Genomic DNA, 25698 nt, shown 5'->3' with positions numbered 1-25698 from the left:
TCAGACCACCTGCCTCGGTGCCTCGTCGCGTCCCTCGAGATGCTCGATCTCCTTGTCGGCGGCCCGGGCCCGCAGCGTGCGGCGGGCCGGGACGAGCCCCTCGGGCCGGTACACCGGCAGGATCATCAGGGCCAGGCCGAAGACGAGCAGGCGCCAGTCGGCGAACTCGCGGAAGCGCTCGGGCAGGTAGGCGACGAGGGTGCCGCCGACGACCGCGCCCCACCGGCTGCCCGCGCCGCCGACGAAGACGGCGGCGACGAAGAGGATGGACAGGAGCAGCGGGAAGCTCTGCGGGTTGATGTAGCCGCTCTGGCTGCTGGCGTACAGCGACCCGGACAGCCCGCCGATGGCGGCGCCGAGCGCGAACGCGAGGAGCTTGAAGCGGAAGGTGGGGACGCCCATGAGCTCGGCGGCGTCCTCGTCCTCGCGGGTGGCCTCCCAGGCCCGGCCCACCCGGCTGTCCTTGACGAGCCGGTCGGCGAAGAGGATGAGGATGAGGAAGCTGAGGACGAGCCAGTAGTACGGCACGGCACTGACGGCACCGAACACGAGGAACGGGGTCTCGCGGCCGGTGTCGAGGGAGGGCACGAGGCCGTCCCACTGCAGGGCGGGGATGTTGAACAGCCCGCCGGTGCCGAACGGCGGCTCGGGGTCCGGTCCGATGTTCGGCGGGTGCGGGATGTCCTTGATGCCGCGGGCGGCGCCGACCCAGCCGAGGTTGGTGACGGCCAGCCGGATGATCTCCCCGAAGCCCAGGGTGACGATGGCCAGGTAGTCGCCGCGGACCCGTAGGGTCGGCCAGCCGAGCAGCAGACCGCTGAACATCGTCACGCCGACGGCGACCGGCAGGGCGAGGAAGAACGGCCAGGACGCGTGCAGCGAGGTGAGGACGCCCGTCGTGTACGCGCCGATGGCGTAGAACCCGACGTAGCCGAGGTCCAGGAGGCCGGCGTAGCCGATGACGATGTTGAGCCCGACGGCCACGAGGGCGAGGGCGGCGACACCGAACATCACCCCGCCGAAGTCGATCTGCTGGGTCGTGATGACCGGCGGCCGGATGAGGGGCAGGAGGTACACGAGGATGACGAGCAGCACGGTGAGCGCGATGCGCGCGCCGCGCGGCAGCCTCGCCCACCCGTCGTGCATCCGCTCCAGGCCGGTGCGCACCCCGCGGCCGGCCGTGGCGCCCCCCTCACGCAGACGAGCGGCGGCGCCGGACGACGCGGCGTTCTGCCGGAGGTTCTCCACGACGCCCATCACGCACGCGCCTTTCCGAGCGACTCACCGAGGATGCCGGTGGGTCGGACCAGGAGGATGAGGACGAGCAGGACGAAGGCCACGACGTCCTTCCACTGCGAGCCGAAGATGGCGGCGCCGTAGTTCTCGGTGACGCCGAGGACGAGGCCGCCGACGAGGGCGCCGCGCAGGTTGCCGATGCCGCCGAGCACGGCGGCGGTGAAGGCCTTGACGCCGAAGATGAACCCGGTGTTCTGCCGGGTGGAGCCGACCTTGAGCATGTAGAACGCGGCCGCCGCGCCGGCCATGATGCCGCCGAGGACGAACGTGCCGCGGATGACCCGGGTGGCGTTGACGCCCATGAGGGCCGCCGACTCCGGGTCCTGCGCCACCGCGCGGATGCCGCGCCCGAACCGGGTGCGGCGCACGAACTGGTCGAGCGCGAGCATCATGAGGAGCGAGGCCACGATGACGAGCAGGTCGACGTCCTTGACCCCGTAGCCGCCGATCGTGAAGACCGTCTGCGGCTGGATGGTCACCGGGTTGGGGTAGATGTCCCGGGCGTTGGCGACGTACGGCCCGAGGGCCTCGCGCAGGCCGAACCAGCCGGCGACCCGGTCACGCAGGCCCATGAGCTCGGAGAGCGCGAAGGAGGCGCCGATGGCCGAGATCAGGGCCATGAGCCGTGGTGCCTTGCGCTTCAGCAGCGGCCGGTAGGCGACCCGCTCCAGGAGCAGGGCGATGAGGGCCGACATCGCCATGGCCGCGAGGATCGCCACGACGAGGAGCCCGGCGGTGCCGCCGAGGGTCTGGGTGGCCGGCTCGGTGCCGTGCAGCAGGACGAACACCCAGGCCACGGCGAAGGTGCCGTACATGAAGACCTCGGAGTGCGCGAAGTTAATGAGCTGCAGCACGCCGTAGACCATCGTGTAGCCGAGCGCCACGAGGGCGTAGATCGCGCCGAGCGCCAGGCCCGTGATGCTCAGCTCGATGATGTTGTTGAACAGGAACGAGAAGTTCACCGCACTCCCCTACGAGGGCAGCGACGGCGGCCGAGGGCGGGGCGCGCCCCCGGCCGCTGTCGACGGTCGGATCAGAGCCGGTCGGTCACTCGATGGCGGTCGGGTTCTCGACGTCCATCTTGCCGTTCTTGACCTCGTAGGCGTAGATCTTCGAGGTCTTGATGTCGCCCTTCTCGTCGAACGAGATCGGACCGCTGACGCCCTCGCTGTCGTAGGAGCCGATGAAGTCGTTGATGTCCTTCGGCTCGGTCTTCCCGTCCTTGATGGCCTGGAGGAAGATGTTCGCCGCGTCGTAGGACTGCGTCGTGTAGAGGCCCGCGTCGTTGCCGGTGGCCTCCTTGACCTTGGCGGCGAAGTCGGCCGGGGCCGGGGCGGCGGGGGCGGAGAGGACCGCCCCGTTGGCGGCCTGGCCGGCGACCTTGACGAACGCCGGGTCCTGCGAGCCGTCGCCGGACATGAAGGTGCCCTTCCAGCCCGCCTGGCGCAGCTGCTTCACGAGCAGGCCGGCCTCGGTGTAGTACCCGCCGTAGAAGACCGCGTCGGCCTTGGCCGCGGTCACCTTGGTGACGACCGCGGACATGTCGGTCTGGCCGACCTGGATCTGGTCGGAGCCGGTGACGGCGCTGCCGAGGCTGTCCTTGACGACGGTCGAGAGGCCGACGCTGTAGTCCTGGGCGTCGTCGACGACGTAGACCTTCTTGGCCTTGACCGTGTCCATGAGGTACTTCGCGTCGGCCTCGCCCTGGGCGTTGTCGTTGCCGATGACGCGGTGCCACGTGGTCCAGCCCTGGTCGGTGATCGTCACGTTGGTCGCCGAGGGCGAGACCGACGGCATGCCGGCCTCGAAGAAGGTCTTGCCCGTGGCGAGGGACTCACCGGAGAAGCCGGGGCCCACGAGGCCGATGATCGTGTCGTCGCCGACGATCTGGGTGGCGAGCGCGGGCGCCTTGTCGGGGCTGCCCTGGGAGTCGAACTTCTTCAGGCCCACCTTGCACTCGGCGTCCTTGTTGTACTCGTCGACCGCGAGCTGGATGCCGTTGGTCATGTTGACGCCGAGGGCGCCGGCGTCGCCGGTGAGGGCGCCGAGGAAGGCGAGGTTCTGCTCGGTGCAGTCGCTGCCCCCTCCGCCGCTGCTGCTGCTGTCGCCCGAGCCGCCGCCGTCGTCGCTGCTGCCGCAGGCGGTGAGCGCCAGGCCGGCCGCCATCGCGACGGCCCCGACGCGCCAGGTGCGGGTGGTGCGGTTCATCTGCCCTCCGAGGGGTGTCCTTGCGTGGGAACGCTGTGGGTCCGGCTGCGTCGGTGCAACCGCGGTGGCCGGAAGTTAGCACGACGGACGGCGGCGGCAGCAGAGGTCCGGGAGTGTCGGTGGGCGACGTGACGACATTGTGACCGGCCGGTAGGCGCTCACCGGCGCGGGGGCGTCCGTCCCGGCGTCCCCCGAGGGCCCTGTCGAGGGTCGGGGGTGTGGGCACGGAGGCGTGGGGACGCGGCGTAGCGTGGATGGGTGAGCCAGGAGACCGAGGAACGGGCGTCCACGACGCCGTCGACGCCCGACCCGCAGCGGTGGCGGGTCCTCGGGGTCACCCTGACCGTCGGCTTCATGGTCCTGCTCGACGTGACCATCGTCAACGTCGCCATCCCCTCGATGCGCACCGGGCTGGACACGTCGGCGGGCGCGATCCAGTGGGTGGTCTCGGGGTACGCGCTCGCCCTCGGGCTCGTCCTCGTCATGGGCGGCCGCCTCGGGGACGCCTACGGCCGGCGCCGGATGATGTCCCTGGGCCTGATCGGGTTCGTGCTGGCCAGCGCCACCGCGGGGCTCGCACCGCACGTCGTGGTGCTCGTCGCCGCCCGGCTCGTCCAGGGGTTCGCCGCGGGGCTGCTCACCCCGCAGAGCTCGGGGCTCATCCAGTCCCTCTTCAGCGGCCGCGAGCGCGGCATCGCCTTCGGCCTGTTCGGCCTCACCGTCTCGATCTCCTCCGCCATCGGGCCCATCGCCGGTGGGCTGCTCATCGCCGCCTTCGGCGAGGAGAACGGCTGGCGCTGGATCTTCCTCGTCAACGTGCCGATCGGCGCCGTGCTGCTCGTCGCCATCGCCAGGCTCGTGCCGGGACGCGTCGACGACGACGGCCCGCCCGACACCCGCCTCGACGTCCGCGGCGCGCTGCTGCTCGGCGGCACCGTCCTCGCGCTGCTCTACCCGGTGGTGAGCATCGAGACCGGGCAGCGCTGGCCGCTCGTGCTGCTCGTGCTCGTCCCGGTCCTCGGGGTCGCGTTCGTCCGGCACGAGCGTGCCGTGGTCGCCGACGACGGCGCCCCGCTGCTCGACCTGTCGCTGCTGCGCACGACGCCGGGGTACGCGAGCGGCATCATCATCGGCAGCCTGTACTTCACCGGCTTCACCGGCATCTTCCTCGTGCTCAGCGTGTACTTCCAGGACGGACTCGGGTACTCGCCGCTGCACGCGGGCCTGCTGCTCACGCCGTTCGCCGTGGGGTCGGCGGTGGCCTCGCCGCTGGCCGGGCGGCTCGTCAGCAAGGTCGGCCGCCCCCTCACCGTGGGCTCGCTGGCCGTGATGATCTCCGGCATCGTCGTCCTCGCCGTCCTCGGCCCGGCCTCGGAGGGCAGCCCGTGGATGTGGCTGCTCGTCGCGGCCCCCCTGCTCGTCGCCGGGCTCGGCGGCGGCGCCACCGTGTCGCCGAACATCACCCTCTCGCTCGACGAGGTCCCGACGCGGATGGGCGGCGCGGCGGGCGGCGCCCTCCAGACCGGACAGCGGATCGGGGCCGCCATCGGGGCCGCGGTCATCATGACCGCCTACCAGGTGGCGGTCTCCCGGGTGTCCGACCCCGGGTCGGCGCTGCGCTGGGCGCTCGCGGTGTCGTTGGTGCTGCTGACCTCCGCGCTCGCGGCGGCGGTGTGGTCCTGGCGGCACGAGCCGGACGCCCGCAAGCTCGACGACTCCGACTGACGCGGCGCCGGCGGGTCGACGGGCACCGTGAGCAGCGGGAGGAACGCCTGCACCACCGGCCCGACGAGCAGGGCGTAGACGACCGTGCCGACACCGAGCACCCCGCCGAGGAGCCAGCCGACGGCCACGACGGTGACCTCCAGGGCGGTGCGCACGAGCCGCACCGAGCGCCCGGTGCGGCGGTGCAGGCCGGTCATCAGTCCGTCGCGCGGGCCGGGCCCCAGCTGGCTGCCGATGTACAGGGCCCCCGCGACCCCGTTGCCGACGACACCGAGCAGCATGAGCGGCACCTGCCGCGCGAGCCCCTCGACCGGGGGCACGAGCGCCAGCGTCGCGTCGGTCGCCAGCCCGACGACGAGCGCGTTCGCCACGGTGCCGAGCCCCGGCCACTGCCGCAGGGGGATCCACAGGAGCAGGACGACGAACGAGCTGATGACCACCATCGCGCCGTAGGAGACCGGCACGTGCTGGATGAGGCCGTAGGTGAGGACGCCCCACGGCTCTAGGCCGAGACCGGCCCGCAGGATGAGCGCCATCGTCGCGCCGAAGAGCACGAGGCCGACGACGAGCTGGACGAGCCGGCGCGGCAGACGCCCGGCCCGGACCTGCTGGAGCGGCGTCATCGGGACGAGGGGGACCCGCCGGGCGGTGCCGTGGCGGAGCAGCTGCATCGGGGTCACGCGCTCCAGCATGCGCGCCGGTGGTCTGGTAATCGAGGGCCACTTCTGGGACGGTGGCCTTCGTGTCCGCCCCCGCCTCGGTCAGCGCCGCCCGCACCGCCCGCCTCGTCGGCGACGTGTCCGCGTCGCGTCCCGCCTACCGCGCCCTCGCCGACGCGCTGCGCCGTGCCGTCGCCGACGGCCGGATCCCCGTCGGCGCGAAGGTGCCGAGCGAGCGCGACCTCACCACCGCGCTCGAGGTCAGCCGGACCACGGTCACCCGCGCCTACGACCTGCTCCGGGAGAGCGGCTACCTCGTCTCGCGCCGCGGCAGCGGCTCGGTGACCGCGCTCCCCCACGGCGAGCGTGACCGCGCGAGCGGCGGGCTCTACCACCGCGAGGTCGCCGAGGGCGTCCTCGACCTCACCTGCGCCGCGGGCCGGGCGCCGGCGGGGATCCTCGAGGCGTACGAGCGGGCCCTCGAGCGGCTGCCCGCCTTCCTCGCCGGCACCGGCTACCTCACCGTCGGGGTCCCGGAGCTGCGGGAGGTCATCGCGGCGCGGTACACCGCTCGCGGGCTGCCGACCACCGCCGACCAGGTGCTCGTCACGAGCGGGTCGCTCGCGGCCGTCGGGATCGCGGTCCGCGCCGTCGTCGGCCGCGCGGACCGGGTGCTCGTCGAGAACCCGTCCTTCCCCAACACCGTCGACGCCCTGCGCGGGGCGGGCGCCCGCCTCACGACGCTCGCCGTCGACCCCGAGGGCTGGGACCTGGAGGAGGCGCAGGTCGTCGTCCGGCGCACCGCGGCCCGAGCGGCCTTCCTCATCCCCGACTTCCACAACCCGACCGGGGCCCTGCTGGACGACGCCGGGCGCGCCCACCTGGCCGCGTCGCTCGACCGCGTCGGCACGGTCGCCGTCGTCGACGAGTCCGTCGTCGACATCGACCTCTCCGGGGGCGAGCCCCTGCCGCTGCCGTTCGCGGCGCACTCCCCCTCGGCGCTGCTCGTCGGCGGGGCGTCGAAGTCGCACTGGGGCGGCCTGCGCACCGGGTGGCTGCGCGTCCCCCGGGGCGCGCTCACCCGGCACGTCGAGGCCCGGGTCACCGGCGACCTCGGGGCGCCGGTGCTCGAGCAGCTCGTCCTCCTCGAGCTGCTGCGCGAACGCCCGACCCCCGCCCCCGAGCACCTCGACGCCCTGCGCACCTCGCGGACCGCGCTGGCGCAGGCGCTGCGCCGCGAGCTCCCGGACCTCGCCTTCACGGTCCCCCGCGGCGGGCTCTCGCTGTGGTGCGCGCTGCCCGACGACCTCGGCGCCACCGCCCTGGCCGCCGCCGCCGAGGACGAGGGGCTCGTCCTCGCCCCGGGCCCCCGGTTCGCCGTCCACGGCGGCCTCGACGGGCGGCTGCGGCTGCCGCACGCCCTGCCGCCGGAGACGATGACGGAGGTGGTGACGCGCCTGGCGCGGGCCGCGGCGCGGCTGCGCACCGGGGGGCGGCGACCCGTCGGCCGGGGCGGTGTCCGGGCCGCCTCCGGGCCCCGTCCGATCGTCGCGTAGCCGGGCGGGCCGGCCTGGATAGGGTGACGCGCGTGACCCCCGACCCGCCCTCCTCCCTCGTCGACCTGCTCGCGACGCTCGACCTCGAGCAGCTCGGGTCGGCCCAGGTCCGCGTCGAGCCCCGGCACGTCGACTCCGACCCGGGGATCACGCTGCCGGAGACCTTCGCCGAGGACATCACGCTCTTCCGGGGGGCCAGCCAGAAGCAGCCGCACGGGCGCGTGTTCGGCGGCCAGGTCCTGGCCCAGGGGGTGGTGGCGTCCGGGCGCACCCTCGAGTCCCTCCCGGGTGAGCGACGCCGCCTGCACTCGATCCACGCCTACTTCATGCGCCCCGGTGACGACACCCGGCCGATCACCTTCAGCGTCGAGCGGATGCGCGACGGCCGGTCCTTCTCGACCCGCCGGGTCCACGCCATCCAGCACGGGAAGCCGATCCTGTCGATGAGCGCGTCGTTCCAGGTGCCGGACGACGGTCTGGACCACCAGGACCCGATGCCCGAGGTCCCGGCGCCGGAGTCCGTGCCGTCGCTCAAGGAGGCCCTCGGGTCGGTGGACGACGCGCGGGCCCGGCACATCGCCGACCGCGCCGTCGAGCTGCGGCACGTCGAGGGCAACCTCTACACCGGCGTCGGCGAGCCGGTGGCGGAGCAGCACGTGTGGATGCGCACCGTCGGCGCCCTCCCGGACGACCCGCTGGTGCACGAGGCCGTCCTCGCCTACGCCTCCGACTACAGCCTGCTCGAGCCGGTCATGCGCAAGCACGGCATCCCGTGGACGACCCGGGGCCTGAAGATGGCGAGCCTGGACCACGCGATGTGGTTCCACCGGGCCGCCCGCGCCGACGACTGGGTGCTGTACGCCCAGCGCTCACCGTCGGCGCAGAGCGGCCGCGGGCTCGGGCTGGGCCGGATGTTCGGCGCCGACGGCACGCTCGTCGCCACCGTCGCCCAGGAGGGCATGGTCCGCGTTCCGACCTGACCCAGGCGCGCGCTGGGAGCGCTCCGGGAGCGCTCCGCAAGGGAAACCCGGGGTTCGCGTGGTCGGTCTTCCCTTGCGAACCCCGGCGTTCCCGGATGGGGCGGGAAAGTCGGGACGGGGGTGGGGGTCGGGGGGCGGGGGGGTCAGGGGGTGGGGGGTCGGGGGGCGGGGGGGTCAGGGGGTGAGGGAGACGACTGCGGCGCCGGGGCCGTCGAGGGTCACGGCGCCGTCGGCGACCGAGGCCTCGCCCCACGCCAGCAGCACGTCGGCGGCACCGGGGACCGGCACGTCCAGCCGGCCCTCGTCCAGCGCCACGACGACGGCGTACGGGGCGGAGTCGGCGGGGGCGTGCCGCAGCACGAGGGTCCGGGCCCCCTCGTCGACGGCCACGGTGACGTCGTCGAGGCGGGTGGGTCCACCCGGGAGCAGCCGCGTGCGCAGCCCGATGAGGTCGGCGTACCAGCGCAGCATCCGGGCGTGGTCGGCGTCCTCGACCTCGGACCAGTCGAGGACCGAGCGGTCGCGGGTGGCGGGGTCCTGCGGGTCGGGGACCTCGTCGGCGGACCACCCGTGGCCCCCGAACTCGGCCCGCCGGCCCTCGCGCACGGCGTCGGCCAGCCAGTCCTCGGCGAAGCTCGTGAAGAACTGCCACGGGGTGGACGCGGCCCACTCCTCGCCCATGAAGAGCATCGGCGTCGTCGGGGCCAGCAGGTACAGCGCGGCCCCGGCGGCCTGGAGCCCGGGGTCGGTGACGAGGGCGGAGATGCGCTCCCCCGTCGCCCGGTTGCCGACCTGGTCGTGCGTCTGGAGGTAGCCGAGCAGCCGCCGGGCGTCCAGCGTCGCGGTGTCGACCGGGGCACCCCAGTCGCGGCCGCGGAAGGAGGAGTAGGTGCCGTCGTGGAGGAACCCGCGGGTCAGCACCTTCGCCAGCACCGCGAGCGGTGTCGTCCCGCCGCTGCCGGGGGTCCCGCCGAAGTCGGTGTAGTAGCCCTGGGTCTCGCCGGTCAGGGTGACGTGCAGGGCGTGGTGCACGTCGTCGTCCCACTGCGCCGTCATCCCGCGGCCGCCGTCGGCGGTGGGCGTGACCATGACGGTGTCGTTGAGGTCGGACTCGGCGACGAGGTCCAGCGGCCGCCCGAGCTCGGCGGCGAGCGCGGCGACCTCGTCGGACAGCTCGGCCAGGTAGTGCCGGGGCGAGTCGTCCTTGAGCTCGTGGACGGCGTCGAGCCGCAGCACGTCGACGTGGAAGTCGCGGAACCAGCGGCGCACGCCGTCGAGGAGGAAGGCCCGGACGACGTCGGAGCCGTCGTGGTCGAGGTTGACCGCCGGCCCCCACGGCGTCTCGTGGGCCTGCGTGAAGTAGGGGCCGAAGCGCGCCAGGTAGTTCCCGGAGGCCCCGAGGTGGTTGTGGACGACGTCGAGGCAGACCCCGAGCCCGCGGGCGTGGCAGGCGTCGACGAACCGGGCGAAGCCCGCCGGGCCGCCGGTGGAGTCCTGCACCGCGTACAGGCCGACGCCGTCGTAGCCCCAGCCCCGGTCGGTGGGGAACGCGGCGACCGGCATGACCTCGACGACGTCGACGCCGAGGGCCGCGAGGTGGTCCAGCCGGGCGACGGCGGCGTCGAACGTGCCCTCGGCCGTGAAGGTGCCGACGTGCAGCTCGTAGAACACAGCGCCGAGGCTGCCCGCGCCCTCGCGGGGGCCGCGCCAGGCGTCGTCGGTCCAGGGGAAGGCGCCGGTGTCGACGGTGCGGCTCGGGCCGTGGACGGTGCCGGGCTGCCAGGCGCTGCGCGGGTCCGGCAGCGGCGGGTCCTCGCCGTCGAGGACGAAGGCGTAGTCGACCTCGCCGCTCCCCTCCGGCAGCTCGTGGCGCCACCAGCCGTCACCGGCGGGCGTCATCGGCTCGCGCCGGGGGTCCTCGCCGGACCCGGCCGGGGCCCACTCGAGCTCGACCCGTTCCGGCAGCGGCGCCCAGACCTCGACGACGCGGCTCACGCGGCGTCCTCGTCGTCGGCCCGCACGAGCAGGGCCACCGGGCGCTCGGCGAGCAGGTCGGTGAGGGCGACGGACGACCCGCCGGTCACCTCGCGACCCGAGAGCACCTCGTGCCACGTCCCGGGGGGGACCTCGAGGGCGGCGTCGCCGAACCCGCCGGCCTCCGCCAGCCGGCCGGCCGCCCGCGTGACGACGGTGAGGGCGCGCGGCCCGTCGTCGTCGCCGCGGGCGAAGGCCAGCGCGTGCTCGCTGCCGGTGTCGACCGGCGTGTAGGTGGCGTGCTCGCCGACGAAGGCCCCGGGGTGCGCCCGCCGCAGACGCAGCGTGAGGGCGACGAGCCGCAGCTTGTGGTCGTCGAGGTCGAAGCACGGCTCGTCGTCGTCGACGCGGGAGAGCCGCAGGGCGCGGTCGGCCCAGTCGACGGGACGACGGTTGTCGGGGTCGACGAGCGCGAGCCGGCCGATCTCGCAGCCCTGGAAGACGTCCGGCACTCCCGGCATCGTCAGCTGGACGAGCTTCTGGCCGAGGATGTTCGCGACGACCGACGCCTCGTGCGGCTCGGTCCACGCGTCGAGGTGGGCGTGCACCTCGGGGTCGCGCCCGAGGGCCCGGGCGAAGGCCACGACCTCGTCCTCGTAGTCGGTGTCGCCGTCGATCCATGCGGTGTGCACCTTCGCCTCGCGCACGGCCTTGAGCAGGTACTCCTCCAGCCGGGCGCCGGAGATGGGCCAGGTGCCGACGAAGGTCTGCCAGACGAGGTACTCGGTGGGTGCGTCGACCCGCTCGGTCCGGTGCGGCGCCGCGAGCGCGCGGGCCTGCTCCAGCCACGCCTCCCAGCCGGGCGCGTCCTCGGCGAGGACCATGAGCCGGGCCCGGGTGTCCTCGGACCGCTTGGTGTCGTGCGTCGTCAGCGTCGTCATCGACGTCGGCCAGTCGGCCTGCTGGCGGGCGCACCACTCGTGGAAGGCGGCGGTGTCGATGGCGAGCACCTCGGGGTGCCCGCCCACCTCGTTGGCCCCGGCGAGCCGGAACCAGCGGTAGAACGCGGTGTCCTCGATGCCCTTGGCCATGACCGGCCCGCAGGTCTGCTGGAAGCGCACCCGGAACTCGTCGGCCACCCGTCCGGTGTCGGAGGCGGCCTCGGACACCTCCCGGTCGAGCACGAGCCGGACGACGAGGTCGAGGGCGTCCTCGTCGCTCGGGGCGAGGACTCCGCGGGCCCGGGCGGCAGCGTCGTCGACGACGGCGGCCTGCTCGGGCTCGACCCCACGGCCGGGCACGAGGTAGGCCCGGTAGCGGTCCATCGAGACCAGCAGCGCCTCCAAGGCGCGCCGCAGCGCGGAGGCGTCGGCGTCCGGGACGACCCGGCGCACGAGCCGCATGAGGCGGTCGACCTCGGCGGCCTGGACGTCGTCGACGACGAGCCGCTTGCTGTCGGCGACGACGTCGTCGAGGTCGGTGAGGTCGGGCGCCACCTGCGCCCACAGCCGGTCGAGGGTGCCGGTGGTCTCGGGCGGGGTGAGCACCTGCTGCACCCGCAGCAGGGCGTCGTACCCGGTGGTGCCGGCGCAGCGCCAGGCGTCGGGCAGGCGCTCCTCGCCCTCGAGGATCTTCTCGACGACGACCCAGGCGTCGCCGGTGGACTCCGCGAGGCGCTCGAGGTAGCCGCCGGGGTCGGCGAGGCCGTCGGGATGGTCGATGCGGAAGCCGTCGACCTCGCCGTGCCCGAACAGCGCCAGGAGCAGCGCGTGGGTGGCGGTGAAGACGACGGGGTCCTCGACGCGCACGGCGACGAGCGAGGTGACGTCGAAGAAGCGCCGGTAGTTGAGCGCCTCGCCCTCGCGCCAGCTCGTGAGCCGGTAGCCCTGCGCCTCGACCAGCTGGGGCAGGGGCAGGGTCTCGGTGCCGGACGCCACCGGGAACTCGTGGTCGTAGTAGCGCAGGACGTGGTCGGCGCCGCTCGGGCCGCCGTCGTCGGCGAGGACCAGCTCACCGCGGTCGAGCACCTGCTCGAGGCTGCCGCCGAGCACCGGCATGAGGATCCGCTCGTCCTCGGCGACCCAGTCGACGTCGAACCAGCCGGCGTACGGCGAGCGTGCTCCCTCGCGCAGCAGCGACCAGAAGGGGGCGTTGAGGTGCTCGGGCGACGGCACCGCCATGTGGTTCGGCACGACGTCGACGACGATGCCGAGCCCCGCTTCACGGCAGGCGGCGACGAGCCGCTCGAAGGACCCGCGGCCCCCCGCCTCGGTGAAGACCCGGGTGTGGTCGAGCACGTCGTAGCCGTGCGTCGACCCGGGCGCCGCCTGGAGGATCGGGCTGAGGTAGACGTGCGAGACCCCGAGCGAGGCGAGGTAGGGCACGTGGTCGGCGGCGTCGTCGAAGGTGAAGCCGCCGTGCACCTGGAGGCGGTAGGTGGCCGTCGGGACGACGCGGCCGGGGCCGGGGCGGTGGACCGTCACGTGGCGTCAGCTCCTCGTCGCGCCGGCCGCTCCCGAGGCCGGGGTGGGCGTCTCGCGGGGGTTGCGCAGGACGATGACCGAGCGGGCGGTGACCCGGACGGTGCTGCCCGCCTCGTGCCACTCCGGGTCGACGTGGTCGGCCGCGGTGTCGACCTCGGTGCACCACCGCTCGCCCCACTCGGCGGGCGGCAGCTGGAACTCGTTGTCCTCGTGGTGGGCGTTGAAGAGGACGAGGAAGTCGTCGTCCTGCACCTTGCGGCCCCGCACGTCCGGGCCGGGGATGGCGTCGCCGTTGAGGAAGACCGCCATGGCCCGGGCGGCGCCGTCGGACCAGTCGGACTCGGTCATCGCCTCGCCGCTCGGCTGGAGCCAGGCGATGTCGCCCATGTCCGACTCTCCGCCGTGGTCGGCGCTGCCGGCGAAGAACCGGCGCCGGCGGAACACGGGGTGGTCGTGGCGGATGCGGGCCATCGCGGCGGTGAAGGCGTAGAGGTCGCGCTGGGTCTCGTCGAGGTCCCAGTCCATCCAGGAGATCTCGTTGTCCTGGCAGTAGACGTTGTTGTTGCCGTCCTGGGTGCGGCCCATCTCGTCGCCGTGGGCGATCATCGGCACGCCCTGGCTCAGCAGCAGCGTGGCGAGGAAGTTGCGCTGCTGGCGGCGCCGCAGCTCGATGACCTCGGGGTCGTCGGTCGGGCCCTCCGCGCCGCAGTTCCACGAGCGGTTGTGGCTCTCGCCGTCGCGGCCGTCCTCGCCGTTGGCGTCGTTGTGCTTCTCGTTGTAGGAGACGAGGTCGCGCAGGGTGAAGCCGTCGTGGGCGGTGACGAAGTTGATGGACGCGATCGGCTTTCGGCCGTTGTGCTCGTACAGGTCGCTGCTGCCGGTGAGGCGCGAGGCGAACTCGCCGAGGGTGCTCGGCTCGCCGCGCCAGAAGTCGCGCACGGTGTCGCGGTACTGGCCGTTCCACTCCGTCCACAGGGGCGGGAAGCCGCCGACCTGGTAGCCGCCGTCCCCGACGTCCCAGGGCTCGGCGATGAGCTTGACCTGGCTGATCACCGGGTCCTGCTGGATGAGGTCGAAGAAGGCCGAGAGCTTGTCGACCTCGTGGAACTGGCGGGCGAGCGTGGCCGCGAGGTCGAAGCGGAAGCCGTCGACGTGCATCTCGGTGACCCAGTACCGCAGGCTGTCCATGATGAGCTGGAGCACGTGCGGGTTGCGCATGAGCAGGCTGTTGCCGGTGCCCGTCGTGTCGTAGTAGTGCTCCTTGCGGTCGTCGACGAGCCGGTAGTACGCGGCGTTGTCGATGCCCCGGAAGCAGATGGTCGGGCCCATCTCGTTGCCCTCGGCGGTGTGGTTGTAGACGACGTCGAGGATGACCTCGATGTTCGCCTCGTGCAGCGCCTTGACCATGGCCTTGAACTCGGTGACCTGCTCGCCGCGGTCGGAGCGGGCGTACCCGTTGTGCGGCGCGAGGAAGCCGATGGTGTTGTAACCCCAGTAGTTGCTGAGGCCCTTGGCCTGGAGCGAGGTGTCCTGGACGAACTGGTGCACCGGCATGAGCTCGATGGCGGTGACCCCGAGCTCGGTGAGGTGCTCGATGATCGCCGGGTGGGCGATGGCCGAGTACGTGCCGCGGATCTCCTCGGGGATCTCGGGGTGGGTCATCGTCAGGCCCTTGACGTGGGCCTCGTAGATGACGCTCTCGTGGTACTCGTGCCGCGGCGGGCGGTCGTGGCCCCAGTCGAAGTACGGGTTGGTGACGACGCCGTACATCGTCTTGCCGAGGCTGTCGTCGGTGTTGCGCTTCTTGGGGTTGCTGAACCGGTAGCTGAAGAGCGCCTGGTCGTTCTCGATCTGCCCCTCGACGGCCTTCGCGTAGGGGTCCAGCAGCAGCTTGCTGGGGTCGCAGCGGTGGCCGTTCTCGGGCTCGTACGGCCCGTGGACGCGGTAGCCGTACCGCTGGCCGGGCTGCATGCCGGGCACGTAGCCGTGCCAGACGAAGCCGTCGACCTCGGGCAGGTCGATGCGCGTCTCCTCGCCGTCGTCGTCGACGAGGCAGAGCTCGACGCGGTCGGCGACCTCGCTGAACAACGCGAAGTTGACGCCACTGCCGTCGTAGGTGGCGCCCAAGGGGTACGCCGTCCCGGGCCAGATCTCCACTGCGTGCCTTTCGAGGGGTGTCCGTGCAGGCCAGCCACGCTGCCGGCGCCGCGTCCGCCGGTCGGCCGGACGCGAGGCACCAACCTACCTGCACGAACGTCGCGGCCGTGCCGCCCTCGACAGCACACCCCCCCATCGCGCCCGGAGAGGGCCGGAGGCGCATCGGCGAAACGGCCGACGGTCGGCGCCAGCGCCGTCTACGGTGACCGCCGGACGGGTGGACAGGTGGGCGGGAGGCCGGATGGACGCGGACGCAGCGGGCGGATCGAGCACCCCCGTGACGCGCGAGGTCGTCGTCGACCGAGCCGTACGTCGCCGGTGCCTGCGCGCGGCCAGCCCGGTCGGCGTGCTGGGCGCGGTAGTCCTGGTTCCTGTCGTCGGGCTTCTGCTCGGAGCGCTTCTCGCGCTGGCGTTGCCGGGGGTGTCGTTCCTCGTCGGCCTGGTCGCCGGTCTCGTCGTCGCACCGCTGGTCGTCGGGGCCCTGGTGCTCTCGGCTGTCCTCGACGCCCGACGCTCCCTCCCCCTCGGGACGACCTTCAGGGCCAGGGTCGGCATCGACGCCCTCGCCTTCGGTCCAGTGGGCCAGGAGCTCCCCTACGCCTACGCCGAGATGAGGGCCGTGAAGGCGCAGCGCGGCATGCTGACGTTCTCGACACCGGGAGCCGCGCAGCTGCGGGTGATCCCGGCCGAGCTCCTGGGGGACGGTGATGCCTCGTTCGTCGAGGGGCGGGCCACCGGACGTATCGTGCCCCTGGACCGGCTCGACCCGCAGGCGCGCGAGTCCCTGCTCACCGCGCACGGGTGGACGCCGTCCGAGCACCCGCCGGGACCGGTCGGCGACCCCCCCGCTGCACCGGCGGTCCTCGACGTCACGCTCGCCGACCGGGTCGCGAACGACGCCGCGGCGCTCCTCGCCCGGCGCCGGCTGCCCTGGCTCCTCGCGGCTCCCGGCCTGGTCCTCGCCATCGGCCTCCTCGTCGGAGGCGGCTGGCTCCGCTGGCTCACCAGCGCGACGTTCCTCGTCACGGTGGCGGCCCGGCTCCTCGTGCCGCGGCTGACCCGGCGCGCGGTCCGCAGGGAGCTGCTGCCCCCGGGTCGGGCACCGCACCTCGTGCACCTCGCGCTCGACGACGCCGGTCTGCTCCTGGAGAAGGACGGCACGCCTACCCGGGTGCCGTGGGGGCAGGTGCGCCGGGCGCTGCGGCGCGAGCACGCGCTGGTCCTTCTGGGCCGGGACGTCCGGCATCGACTCGTCGTTCCGGCGGCTGCCGTCGACCCCGACGTGCTCGTCGCCCTCCGCGAGCGCTCCCTCCTGCGCTGAGGGTTCCGGCGGGTCGGAGCCCGAGCACGTGCCCACCGGGCTTGCCGGCCGGCTGAGGATGCGACGTCAGGGCTTGGTCCGCGTCTGCCACCTCGACGTCCGGGGTCTCACGCAGGAGGTCGCTGCCCGGGTGCTCTCGGACCAGCGGGGAGCGCAGTCAGAGGCCGAGGTCGCGGCCGATGAGCTCCTTCATGATCTCGTTCGAGCCGGCCCAGATCTTCGACACCCGGGCGTCCCGCCAGGCGCGGGCGACGCGGTACTCGTTCATGAAGCCGTAGCCGCCGTGCAGCTGCACGCACTCGTCGAGGACCTGGTTCTGCACCTGGGCGCTGAACCACTTGGCCTTGGCGGCGTCGACCGGGGTCAGCCTGCCCTCGACGTGGGCGGCAACGCAGTCGTCGACGTAGGCCTGGGTGACCTCGAGCTGGGTCAGCAGCTCGGCCATCTTGAACTTGTTGTGCTGGAAGGACCCGACCGCCTGGCCGAACGCCTTGCGCTCCTTGGTGTACTCGACCGTCTCGCGGAAGATCTGGAAGGCGTGCGCGGTGTTGGCGACGGCGGCGCCGATGCGCTCCTGGGGCAGGCGCTGCATCATCGCGACGAAGCCCATCCCCTCCTCGCCGAGCCGGTTGGCGTCCGGGACGCGGACGTCCTCGAAGAACAGCTCGGAGGTGTCGGCCTCCTCCTGCCCGACCTTGTCGAGCTTGCGGCCGCGGCTGAAGCCCTCCATGCCGTCCTCGACGACGAGCAGCGTGATGCCCTTGGCACCCTTGGACGGGTCGGTCCGGGCGGCGACGATGACGAGGTCGGCCTGGTAGCCGTTGGTGATGAAGGTCTTGGACCCGTTGAGGACCCAGTCCTCGCCGTCGCGGACGGCGGTGGTCTTCAGCGCCGCGAGGTCGGAGCCGCCGGACGGCTCGGTCATGGCGATGGCCGCGATGAGCTCGCCGTTGGCCATGCCCGGCAGCCAGCGCTCCTTCTGCTCCTGGGTGCCGAGGTCGACGATGTACGGCGGGCAGACGTCGCTGTGGATGCCGAAGCAGGAGGAGACGGCGAAGTTGAAGCCGGCGATGACCTCGGCGGCGATGGCGTTGAAGCGGTAGTCCTCGGCGCCCATGCCCCCGAACTCCTCGGGGATGTCGAGGCCGAACAGGCCCTGCGCGCCGGCCTCCTTCCACAGATCGCGCTCGACCTGCTTGACCTCGAGCATCTGCTCGGCGCGCGGCTTCAGGGTGCGCTCGACGAACTCCTGCACGGAGGCGCGGAAGTCCTCGTGCTCGCTCTCGTACAGGTTGCGCGGCATGGTGCTCCTCGATCTGCTCCGGGTTCGGCGGTGCGCCGGGGTCGACGGCTCGGCCACAGTGTGACTAAGCGCTTGCTTAGTGTGACTCGGGTGAGGCATGCTGTCAACCGTGCCGGGTACCGCTCCGCTGTCCGAGAGCGCCGTCCTCGCCGCCATCGCCCCCGAGGGCGGGCGCGCCGACGGTGGCGCCGGCGACGCCTCCGACACCGCGGTGCGGATCATGCTCGCCGCGGCGGACGCCTTCGCCGCCCGGGGCTTCCCGGCGACGACGACCCGCGACATCGCCTCCCGGGCCGGCCTCTCCCCCGCCGGCGTCTACGTGCACTTCGCGTCCAAGGAGGTCCTGCTCTTCGAGCTGAGCCGCCGCGGCCACGCCCGGGCCCGCGACCTGCTCGTCGCCGCCGCCCGGGACGCCGACAGCCCCACCGCGGCGCTGCGGGCCATCGTCGGCGGGTTCTCGCGCTGGCACGCCGAGCACCACCAGCTCGGGCGGATCGTGCAGTTCGAGTTCCGCCACCTCAGCGACGAGCACCAGGCCGAGGTGCTCGACCTGCGCAAGGAGATCGACCACGTCGTCGCCGACGTGCTGTCGGCGGGTGTCGCCACCGGCGAGTTCGCCGTCGACGACGTGCGCACCACCGCGCTCGCGCTGCTGTCGATGGCCATCGACGTCGCCCGCTGGTACTCCCCGGGGTCCCGGCGCACCCCGGAGGCCATCGAGGCCGCGTACGGCGAGCTCGCCGTCCGGCTCGTCCGCGCCTGAGCCCCGGCGCACGCCCGCCGCCGCCGGACCCGACTGCCCCGACGCGCCCCCGGGTCCCCGTCACCGCGACTACAGTGGCGGCCGGGTCCGCCGCCGGCGGCGCCCACGGCTCGCGTCCCCGAGGTGTCCGACATGTCCGCGCCCCCCCGCATCGCCGGCCCGGCCGCGCCGGTGCGCTCGCGGGCCGACCTGCTCGGCGTCCTGCGCGACCCCGGTGCCGAGCCCACCCGGCTCGTCGACCTGCTGCTCGGCGCGCTCGTGCTCCTGGCCTGGATCCCGCCGCGGATGCCGAGCGGGGTGTCCGTCGGCCTCATCGCCGGCGCCGCCCTCGTCGTGCTCGGCCTCTCCCGGCGACCCGCGTTCACCCTGTCGGGCCCGCAGTCGCGACTCGGCTGGCTGGTCCCGGCGATGTCCCTCGTCCTCGTCTACGCGGTGGCGGTGTCCATCGCGAGCCCGGACACGTCCCTCAACGGCTGGCCCCGCCGGCTCTCCCGGCTCCTCCTCGTCCTCCTGCTCTTCGTCGTCCTCGCGCAGGGGCGGATCCACTACCCCTCGCTCGTGCGCGGGATGGGCCTCGGCCTCGTGGCCAACGCCGTCCTGTTCGAGGTCGGCCTCGCCCCCCGGCCCTACGGCGACTACCTCTCGGGGTTCCTCCTCGACAAGAACGTCGCCGGGCTCGTCTGCGCCGTCGTCGGGCTGCTGCTCGCCGGGCTGGCCCGCACCCCGCCCCGGGCCGCCCTCGTGCTCGGGGTCACCGTGGTCCTGCTGTGGCTCACCGGGTCGCGCACGTCGCTGGCCGCGCTGGGCTGCGGCATCGCCTGGTTGTGGCTGCGCCCGCGGCTCGGGGTGCTCGGGCGCATCGTCCTCGTCGCGGCCCTCGCCTTCGTCGTCGAGTTCGTCGAGGCCAACTACGCCCGGATCGGCGTGTTCGCCGGCCGGTTCGGGTCCGACCAGCTCCGCGAGCGGATCGACGACGCCTCCTACGAGAAGGTGCGGGAGACCCCCTGGACGGGGTCGGGGCTCGGCGAGGCGTACGTGCGCGTCGACGGCGACACCTTCTTCTTCCACAACTCGTACTGGGCCGCCTTCGTCGAGGGCGGCTGGGTCCTCGTCGTCGCCTACGCCGCGGTGACCCTGCTCGTCGGCGTCGGCCTCCTCCGCGCGGGCCGGACGACGCGCCCCTGGGCCGCGGCCGAGGCGGCCAACCTCGCCGTCCTCGTCTGCGCGCTGCGGCTCGGCGAGGTCTTCGGCACCACCGTGGCGATGACGGCCCTGGCCGCCGGTGTCCTCGGCCTGCTCGCGACGCGCACGGGGGCCGACGGGCCGCCCGTCCCCGAGGAGGCCCCACCGCCGGTCGCCTCTACGCTGACGCGGTGACTGCGACTCCCGGACACGGCGGCTCGGCCTCGATCGCGACCCCGGACTACTGGTGGTACGTCGCGCGGTCCGACCTGCTCGAGACCGCGCTCGGTGAGCACGCCGGGTCGCCCGCGCTGGCCCTCGACCTCGGCAGCGCGGACGGACCGAGCGCGTCCTGGTTCCGCGAGGCCGCGGTCCGCACGGTGTCGCTGGACATCGACCCCCGGGGCCTCGACGCCGCGGGGGTGTGCGGGTCGGCACTGGCGCTGCCCTTCGCCGACGAGACCTTCGACGCCGTGGCCGCCTTCGACGTCCTCGAGCACTGCGCGCCGGAGGCCGACGCCCTGGCCGAGATCCGCCGGGTGCTGCGGCCCGGCGGGCGTCTGCTGCTGTCGGTCCCCGCGTACTCGTGGGCCTGGAGCGACTTCGACGTCGCCAACGGCCACCACCGTCGCTACACGCGGCGGCGGACGGTCGCCGCGCTGCGCCGCGCGGGCTTCGCCGTCGAGCGCGCGACCTACGGCTTCACGACCGTCTTCCCGCTCTTCGTGGCCGAACGCCTGGTCCGCAAGGTCTCGCGACGCGGGGCCCGTGGTCCGGTCGACATCGTCGAGGTGCCCCGGGTCCCGCGGGCCCTCAACACGGCGCTCACCGCGATGTGCCGGGTGGACCGCGGCGCCCTGGCCCGGCGTGACCTGCCGTTCGGCTCCTCGGTCTTCGCGGCGGCCACCCGCCGGCCCTGACCCGGCCGGCCGCCGTCAGGCGCCGGGGTCGAGCGGCCCGCCCGAGGTGACCCGGGCGCGGACGTCGGCGGCGGTGGCGGCCAGGCCGGCGACGAGGGTCGTCGCGGCGAGCGACTGCACCTGCGGCCAGCGCACCGAACGCAGGCGCAGGTCGAGCACCTGCCCCCGGCCTCCCGGCGCGGTCACCGTGCGCAACGGACGGTGGAAGGCCCGCCGGGCCTCGCCGACGAGGTGACCGACGGTGACCGGGCGTCCCGAGGCCAGCACCTTCGGCACCGCCGTGCCCGGGGGCTCGCGGCGGACGAGCTCGGTGCACCGCAGCACCATGGCGGCGAGGTCGGCGGCGTAGACGTAGTCCCGGATGGTGTCGAGCGAGACGAAGACCGGCAACGGGCGCCCCGTCGCGTCGGAGAGGCACAGCTGCGAGAGCAGGCCCTGCGGCTTGGCCAGGGTCTGGCCCGGGCCGTAGACGTTGGCCAGCCGGCCGAGGACCGCCCGCAGCCCGGTGGCGGCGATCGCCTCCGTGAGCGCGGCCTCCATGGCGAGCTTGGTCCGTCCGTAGGCGACGAGCGGCGCCGGCTCGGTGTCCTCGTCGAAGGGCGGGTGGGACGACCCGGCGTAGAGGCCGCCGGCCGAGGAGGCGAGGAAGACGACGCCGTCCTCGCCGGGGACCGCGGTCTCCGCCAGCCCGGCCACGAACCGCTCGAAGACCCGCTGCTCGGCCAGCAGGTCCTCCTCCGGGGTGGCGACGACGCCCGCCCCGGCGCACCAGGCGAGCAGCCACGGCCGTCCGGCGCGGACGGCCCCGAAGTCCGCGAGGTCGCGCTCCAGGGTCGCCGCGGCGTCGTCCTCCTCCGACCACGGGACGACCGAGGTGCGCACCTCCCAGCCCCGCTCGTGCAGCAGCGCGACGAGGTGCCGGCCGACGAGCCCCCGGGACCCCAGGACCCAGGCGACCGGCTCGCTCACCCGGTCCCCGCGGGGGCGTCCCGGGTCTCCGGAGCGGGGTGATGCGCGGTCGGCGGCGCGGACGGCGGGGCCGACGCGACTGCGGCCCGGGGGTCCGTCGCCGCCGGGACGTCGGCCCCGGACCGGGTCTCGCGCCCGAGCGGGCCGTCCATCCGGTCCCGCACGGGCAGGTAGAGCGGCTTGCCCATCGCCATGTTCACCGACATGCCGACGTACTCGGCGATGACGCCGAGGGCGAAGAGGATCGCCCCGGTGGCCGCCATGAGCAGCACCATCGTCGAGGTCCACCCGGGCGCCTGCCACCAGCGGGCGGCCTTGCCGGCCACGAGCACGACCGCGATGAGCGGGGCGAGGACGACCGCCCCGATGCCGGTGACGCTGACCCACCGCAGCGGGGTCGTGCCGCTGGACAGGACGAGCCGCCAGAAGTGGGAGAGCAGGCGGCGCAGGTCGTAGCCGGAGGGCCGGTCCCCCTCGTCGCGCATCCGCACCGGCGCGGTGGTCACCCGGCGCGCGACCCAGGAGATGGCGACGTCGAGGTAGATGCCGGGGCCGGCGTAGGCCGCCACGGAGCGGGCGACCTCGCCGAGGACGAGCCGGAAGCTGTTGAAGTCGGCGGCCGGTGCGCCGCGCGCCATCTTCGTGACGAACCACTTCGCGCCCCGTGAGGCCAGGTTGCGCCGGAACCCGTGCGGCGGCGGGTTGCTCGGGCGGGCGTACACGACGTCGGCCTGGGCGTCCAGGGCGCGGTCCAGCAGGACCCCGATCGCGCCCGGGTCGTGCTGGCCGTCCTCGTCCATCGTCACGACCCACTCACCGCCGGACGCGGAGATGCCGGCCAGCGTCGCCGCGTGCTGGCCGAAGTTGCGGCTCAGCCAGACCGGACGCACCCACGGGTGACGGGCCGCGAGGTCGCGGATGACCGTGTCCGAGCCGTCCGGGCCGCAGTCGTCGACGAGGACGACCTCGTCGACGACGAAGAGCCGGCCGCCCGGCGTGCGGCCCTGCTCGCGGAGCACGGCGATCTCGCCGACGACGTCGGCGAGGGTGCGCGCGCCCTGGTAGACGGGCACGACGACCGACACGCGGTGCGGCGCCGCGGCGCCGGTCGGGGTCTCCACGCCGCACACCCTAACGGCGCGCCCCGCCGCCGGAGGTCAGTCCCGGGTGAGCTTGCGGTAGGTCACCCGGTGCGGGCGCGCGGCGTCCTCGCCGAGCCGCTCGACCTTGTTCTTCTCGTAGGCCTCGAAGTTGCCCTCGAACCAGTACCAGGCGGCCGGGTCCTTCTCCGTGCCCTCGTAGGCGAGGATGTGCGTCGCGACCCGGTCGAGGAACCACCGGTCGTGGCTGATGACGACGGCGCAGCCGGGGAAGTCCAGCAGCGCGTTCTCCAGCGACCCCAGCGTCTCGACGTCGAGGTCGTTGGTCGGCTCGTCGAGCAGGAGGAGGTTGCCGCCCTCCTTGAGGGTGAGCGCGAGGTTGAGCCGGTTGCGCTCGCCCCCGGAGAGGACGCCGGCCTTCTTCTGCTGGTCCGGGCCCTTGAAGCCGAACTGGCTGACGTAGGCGCGGCTCGGGATCTCGACGTTGCCGACCTGGATGTAGTCGTGGCCGCCGGAGACGGTCTCCCACAGGTTCTTGCTCGGGTCCAGACCGCCGCGGCTCTGGTCGACGTAGGAGATCTTCACGGTGTCGCCGACGTCGACCGAGCCGGCGTCCGCGTCCTCGAGGCCGACGATGGTCTTGAAGAGCGTCGTCTTGCCGACGCCGTTGGGGCCGATGACGCCGACGATGCCGTTGCGCGGCAGGGTGAAGGACAGCCCGTCGATGAGGACCCGCTCGCCGAAGCCCTTGCGCAGGTCCTTGACCTCGATGACCTTGCTGCCCAGGCGCGGGCCCGGCGGGATCTGGATCTCCTCGAAGTCCAGCTTGCGGGTGCGCTCGGCCTCGGCGGCCATCTCCTCGTACCGGGCGAGGCGGGCCTTGGACTTGGTCTGCTTGGCGCGGGCGTTCGAGCGCACCCACTCCAGCTCCTCGGCGAGGCGCTTGGCGAGCTTGGCGTCCTTCTTGCCCTGGACCTCCAGCCGGGCCTGCTTCTTCTCCAGGTAGGTCGAGTAGTTGCCCTCGTAGGGGTAGGCCCGGCCGCGGTCGAGCTCGAGGATCCACTGCGCGACGTTGTCCATGAAGTAGCGGTCGTGCGTCACGGCGACGACGGCGCCCGGGTAGGCGGCGAGGTGCTGCTCGAGCCAGAGGACGGACTCGGCGTCGAGGTGGTTGGTGGGCTCGTCGAGCAGCAGCAGGTCCGGCTTCTGGAGCAGCAGCTTGCACAGGGCGACCCGGCGGCGCTCACCACCGGAGAGGACGCTGACGTCGGCGTCCGGCGGCGGGCAGCGCAGCGCATCCATGGCCTGCTCCAGCTGAGAGTCCAGGTCCCAAGCGTCGGCGGCGTCGATGGCCTCCTGGAGCTGGCCCATCTCGGCCATGAGGGCGTCGAAGTCGGCGTCCGGCTCGGCCATCTCGGCCGAGATCTCGTTGTAGCGGTCGAGCTTGGCCTTGATCTCGCCCGCGCCCTCCTCGACGTTGCCGAGGACGGTCTTGTCCTCGTTGAGCTCCGGCTCCTGCATGAGGATGCCCACCGAGTAACCCGGCGTGAGCCGCGCCTCGCCGTTCGAGGGCTGGTCCAGGCCCGCCATGATCTTCAGGACCGAGGACTTGCCGGCGCCGTTCGGGCCGACGACGCCGATCTTGGCGCCGGGCAGAAACGAGAGCGTGACGTCGTCGAGGATGACCTTGTCGCCGTGCGCCTTGCGGGCACGCGACATCACGTAGATGAACTCGGGCATGGAGCCCAGCCTATCGACGGCCGTCCACGGCTCCGAATCCGTCGCGGCCGCTGCCGGATGCGCCGCGCCGGCGCCGGTGTCGCAGGACGGGGACGGCGACGAGGAGCAGGAGCCCCAGCACCCAGGGCAGGGACCACAGCACCCACAGCGGGCGGGGCGCCGTGACGGCGGGCGTCCCCTCGCCGACCGGGCGGGTGCGGGCCCAGAGGAGGAACGCGTCGCCGACCGGCAGGACCCCCGCGGCGTAGCGCCGCTGGCCCGCCGCCTGGACCGGCAGGCCCGCGACCTCGGCCTGGGCCAGGAGGTCGCGCGCCAGCCGCTCGTCGCCCGCGCGCCGGGCCGCCGCGAGGGCGACGGCGGTCGCGGACAGCGAGACCCCCGCGACGAGGGGTCCGGAGTCGACGTCCCCACCCCCGGGGGTCCCGCGCGGGTACTCCCGCACCCCGATCGCCCCGACCACGCGGGTGACGAAGGTCGCGACGAAGCGCGGGTAGTCCGCCGCCGCCGCCTCGGGGTCGGCGTCCGGCCAGAACACCTGCGCCAGTGCCGACGAGCTGCCGCGCGGCCCCTCCAGGCCCGTCCCGTCCGGCGCGACCCGGTGCGGCAGCAGCCGCGTCACCGGGTCCCGGTGGAGCTCGACCCGGGCGACCCACCGCCGCAGGGTGCCGGCGGTGCCGGGCACCGGCTCCACGCGGTCGGCCCGGGCCAGGGCCGCCGCGGCGACGACCGTGTCGACCGGCCACGCCTGCCCCGGGTAGGCCTGGAGGAAGCCGCCGGCGGACCGGTCGAGGGCGTCCCGCAGCCGGGTGGCCCGCGCCCGCATCGCGTCGCGCTCCGCCGGCGTGCCGTCGAGCCCGGCCACGTCGGCCTCGAGCAGCAGCGTCCAGGCCTCGGCGAAGACCCCGTGCGGGAGCTCGGCCGTGGCCGGGAACGTCGCGAGCAGGTCCCGTGACCGCAGGTCGGCCAGACGGCGTCGGGCCACCTCGAGCGCCGCGGTCCGCTCCGGTCCGGAGGCGCCCTGCGCCGTCGCCGTGCGGGCCAGGCCGTCCAGCACGGTCGTGAAGAACGCGCCCTCGGGGAACAGCCCCTGCATCCGCCCCGCCGCGTCGTGGTGGTCCAGCTCGGAGCCCAGCCACCGCAGCTGGCCGCTCACCCGGGCCGCCTCGCTCCCGGACCCCGTCGCGTACCAGGCGGTCCGGCCCAGCCCGGCGACGAGCACCACGACCAGCGCCCACCACACCGCGCGACGGACGACCCCTCCCCCCGACCGTGGCACCCGGCCAGGGTAGGCCCGAGGTCGGGCCCTGGGGCCCGGGTGCCCAGCACGGTTCGCCGCTAGCGTGCCGGTCATGCTCCGGAGGG

The 25698-nt window shown here is 73.8% G+C and carries 18 protein-coding genes and 1 pseudogene; 7 read left to right on the top strand and 12 right to left on the bottom strand.

Annotation, left to right across the window (positions count from 1 at the left end):
- The 3 genes from EPD83_RS05620 to EPD83_RS05610 form a co-directional block, all read right to left on the bottom strand.
- Positions 1-1257 (bottom strand): branched-chain amino acid ABC transporter permease, encoded by a 1257-nt coding sequence (locus tag EPD83_RS05620; protein ID WP_235950358.1) that lies wholly within the window; start codon positions 1255-1257, stop codon positions 1-3.
- A complete protein-coding gene (locus EPD83_RS05615; protein WP_128367369.1) occupies positions 1257-2258 on the bottom strand; it encodes a branched-chain amino acid ABC transporter permease in 1002 nt (333 codons plus the stop codon). The genes EPD83_RS05620 and EPD83_RS05615 overlap by 1 nt, the downstream gene beginning before the upstream one ends.
- Before the next feature lie 85 nt (positions 2259-2343).
- Positions 2344-3504, bottom strand: a complete 1161-nt coding sequence (locus EPD83_RS05610; protein ID WP_128367370.1) for a branched-chain amino acid ABC transporter substrate-binding protein — start codon at positions 3502-3504, stop codon at positions 2344-2346.
- 354 nt (positions 3505-3858) lie between these two features.
- On the opposite strand from EPD83_RS05610, the pseudogene EPD83_RS05605 reads away from it, so the two are divergent.
- Positions 3859-5046: pseudogene (locus EPD83_RS05605) on the top strand (MFS transporter); the annotation flags it as partial.
- 29 nt (positions 5047-5075) lie between these two features.
- Here EPD83_RS05605 and yczE read toward each other — a convergent pair.
- Positions 5076-5900 carry a membrane protein YczE gene (yczE, locus tag EPD83_RS05600; protein ID WP_235950363.1) on the bottom strand — a complete coding sequence of 275 codons (825 nt, stop codon included), beginning with the start codon at positions 5898-5900 and terminating at the stop codon, positions 5076-5078.
- 71 nt (positions 5901-5971) lie between these two features.
- On the opposite strand from yczE, the gene yczR reads away from it, so the two are divergent.
- Both yczR and EPD83_RS05590 read left to right on the top strand, forming a co-directional pair.
- A complete protein-coding gene (yczR, locus tag EPD83_RS05595; RefSeq protein WP_128368361.1) occupies positions 5972-7444 on the top strand; it encodes a MocR-like transcription factor YczR in 1473 nt (490 codons plus the stop codon).
- A gap of 32 nt (positions 7445-7476) precedes the next feature.
- Positions 7477-8424 (top strand): acyl-CoA thioesterase, encoded by a 948-nt coding sequence (locus EPD83_RS05590; protein ID WP_165566322.1) that lies wholly within the window; start codon positions 7477-7479, stop codon positions 8422-8424.
- 174 nt (positions 8425-8598) lie between these two features.
- On the opposite strand, the gene treZ is transcribed toward EPD83_RS05590, so the two are convergent.
- Genes treZ through glgX form a run of 3 tightly spaced genes read right to left on the bottom strand, consistent with a single transcriptional unit; the run spans position 8599 to position 15038 of the window.
- On the bottom strand, positions 8599-10419 hold the full coding sequence (gene treZ / locus EPD83_RS05585) for a malto-oligosyltrehalose trehalohydrolase (RefSeq protein ID WP_165566321.1): 1821 nt from the start codon (positions 10417-10419) through the stop codon (positions 8599-8601).
- Positions 10416-12881: a malto-oligosyltrehalose synthase gene (treY, locus tag EPD83_RS05580; RefSeq protein ID WP_128366477.1), complete on the bottom strand. Its 2466-nt coding sequence runs from the start codon at positions 12879-12881 to the stop codon at positions 10416-10418. Before treY ends, treZ begins: the two co-directional genes overlap by 4 nt.
- Positions 12882-12887: 6 nt before the next feature.
- Positions 12888-15038, bottom strand: a complete 2151-nt coding sequence (gene glgX / locus EPD83_RS05575) for a glycogen debranching protein GlgX (protein ID WP_128366476.1) — start codon at positions 15036-15038, stop codon at positions 12888-12890.
- A 241-nt stretch (positions 15039-15279) separates the two neighbouring features.
- On the opposite strand from glgX, the gene EPD83_RS05570 reads away from it, so the two are divergent.
- Positions 15280-16359: a hypothetical protein gene (locus EPD83_RS05570; RefSeq protein WP_165566320.1), complete on the top strand. Its 1080-nt coding sequence runs from the start codon at positions 15280-15282 to the stop codon at positions 16357-16359.
- Between the two features lie 157 nt (positions 16360-16516).
- On the opposite strand, the gene EPD83_RS05565 is transcribed toward EPD83_RS05570, so the two are convergent.
- Positions 16517-17662 carry an acyl-CoA dehydrogenase family protein gene (locus EPD83_RS05565; RefSeq protein WP_165566319.1) on the bottom strand — a complete coding sequence of 382 codons (1146 nt, stop codon included), beginning with the start codon at positions 17660-17662 and terminating at the stop codon, positions 16517-16519.
- 109 nt (positions 17663-17771) lie between these two features.
- Here EPD83_RS05565 and EPD83_RS05560 point away from each other — a divergent pair, with 109 nt between their 5' ends.
- The 3 genes from EPD83_RS05560 to EPD83_RS05550 all read left to right on the top strand — a co-directional run bounded on the left by EPD83_RS05560 (position 17772) and on the right by EPD83_RS05550 (position 20527).
- The gene (locus EPD83_RS05560) at positions 17772-18425 is read left to right on the top strand and encodes a TetR/AcrR family transcriptional regulator (protein ID WP_235950357.1); all 654 of its coding nucleotides are present in this window, start codon (positions 17772-17774) and stop codon (positions 18423-18425) included.
- Positions 18426-18557: 132 nt separating this feature from the next.
- Complete coding sequence (locus tag EPD83_RS05555; protein WP_128365820.1) at positions 18558-19802, top strand: O-antigen ligase family protein; 1245 nt, start codon at positions 18558-18560, stop codon at positions 19800-19802.
- Complete coding sequence (locus EPD83_RS05550) at positions 19799-20527, top strand: class I SAM-dependent methyltransferase (RefSeq protein WP_128365821.1); 729 nt, start codon at positions 19799-19801, stop codon at positions 20525-20527. Before EPD83_RS05555 ends, EPD83_RS05550 begins: the two co-directional genes overlap by 4 nt.
- Positions 20528-20542: 15 nt before the next feature.
- Here the strand turns inward: EPD83_RS05550 and EPD83_RS05545 are convergent, their stop codons facing one another.
- Genes EPD83_RS05545 through EPD83_RS05530 form a run of 4 tightly spaced genes read right to left on the bottom strand, consistent with a single transcriptional unit; the run spans position 20543 to position 25612 of the window.
- Positions 20543-21496: an NAD-dependent epimerase/dehydratase family protein gene (locus EPD83_RS05545; protein WP_128365822.1), complete on the bottom strand. Its 954-nt coding sequence runs from the start codon at positions 21494-21496 to the stop codon at positions 20543-20545.
- Positions 21493-22617, bottom strand: a complete 1125-nt coding sequence (locus tag EPD83_RS05540) for a glycosyltransferase (protein WP_205859424.1) — start codon at positions 22615-22617, stop codon at positions 21493-21495. The genes EPD83_RS05545 and EPD83_RS05540 overlap by 4 nt, the downstream gene beginning before the upstream one ends.
- A gap of 36 nt (positions 22618-22653) precedes the next feature.
- Complete coding sequence (gene ettA, locus EPD83_RS05535; RefSeq protein WP_128365823.1) at positions 22654-24336, bottom strand: energy-dependent translational throttle protein EttA; 1683 nt, start codon at positions 24334-24336, stop codon at positions 22654-22656.
- Positions 24337-24346: 10 nt separating this feature from the next.
- Positions 24347-25612, bottom strand: a complete 1266-nt coding sequence (locus EPD83_RS05530) for a hypothetical protein (RefSeq protein ID WP_128365824.1) — start codon at positions 25610-25612, stop codon at positions 24347-24349.
- Positions 25613-25698 lie beyond the last annotated feature (86 nt).

Source organism: Phycicoccus flavus (genome assembly GCF_004025965.2).
Classification (GTDB): Bacteria; Actinomycetota; Actinomycetes; order Actinomycetales; family Dermatophilaceae; genus Phycicoccus; species Phycicoccus flavus.
This window is presented reverse-complemented; position numbering and strand designations above follow the sequence as displayed.

Bases quoted from the DNA above. Each gene is read 5' to 3' on its own strand.
- EPD83_RS05620 (WP_235950358.1), bottom strand. From the start codon at position 1,257: ATGGGCGTCGTGGAGAACCTCCGGCAGAACGCCGCGTCGTCCGGCGCC.
- EPD83_RS05610 (WP_128367370.1), bottom strand. From the start codon at position 3,504: ATGAACCGCACCACCCGCACCTGGCGCGTCGGGGCCGTCGCGATGGCG.
- yczE (WP_235950363.1), bottom strand. From the start codon at position 5,900: ATGCAGCTGCTCCGCCACGGCACCGCCCGGCGGGTCCCCCTCGTCCCG.
- EPD83_RS05570 (WP_165566320.1), top strand. From the start codon at position 15,280: ATGGACGCGGACGCAGCGGGCGGATCGAGCACCCCCGTGACGCGCGAG.
- EPD83_RS05565 (WP_165566319.1), bottom strand. From the start codon at position 17,662: ATGCCGCGCAACCTGTACGAGAGCGAGCACGAGGACTTCCGCGCCTCC.
- EPD83_RS05555 (WP_128365820.1), top strand. From the start codon at position 18,558: ATGTCCGCGCCCCCCCGCATCGCCGGCCCGGCCGCGCCGGTGCGCTCG.
- ettA (WP_128365823.1), bottom strand. From the start codon at position 24,336: ATGCCCGAGTTCATCTACGTGATGTCGCGTGCCCGCAAGGCGCACGGC.